Origin of the sequence: Ruminococcus sp. AF31-8BH (assembly GCF_003460605.1) — a bacterium.
GTDB lineage: Bacteria > Bacillota > Clostridia > Lachnospirales > Lachnospiraceae > Blautia_A > Blautia_A acetigignens.
The window spans coordinates 1-368 of record NZ_QTVN01000037.1; the positions used below are offsets into that span (position 1 = coordinate 1).

Annotated in this window: 2 tRNA genes; both read left to right on the forward strand. The window is 47.8% G+C overall.

Going from position 1 to position 368, the window contains the following annotated elements:
• The first annotated feature begins 130 nt into the window (after positions 1–130).
• Positions 131–203, forward strand: a tRNA-Thr gene (locus tag DWZ38_RS21725).
• A gap of 4 nt (positions 204–207) precedes the next feature.
• Positions 208–281: transfer RNA gene (locus DWZ38_RS21730), tRNA-Ile, on the forward strand.
• Positions 282–368 lie beyond the last annotated feature (87 nt).

The following is a 368-nucleotide window of genomic DNA, read 5'->3' on the forward strand; positions in this document are numbered from 1 at the left end:
AGACACCGCCCTTTCACGGCGGTAACAGGGGTTCAAATCCCCTTGGAGTCATTGAAAAATTAAATATAAATGTGATTTTGGTGTGGCTTTACTCTGACATTTGTTGTATAATACACTTCATAAGTATTATGCCGATGTGGCTCAATTGGCAGAGCAGCTGATTTGTAATCAGCAGGTTATCGGTTCGAGTCCGATCATCGGCTTTTTGGACCTTTAGCTCAGTTGGTTAGAGCAACCGGCTCATAACCGGTCGGTCCTGGGTTCGAGTCCCCGAAGGTCCATTTTAATTTAATATTTTCCTGGCCCGGTGGCTCAGTTGGTTGGAGCGCCGCCCTGTCACGGCGGAGGTCGAGAGTTCGAGTCTCTTC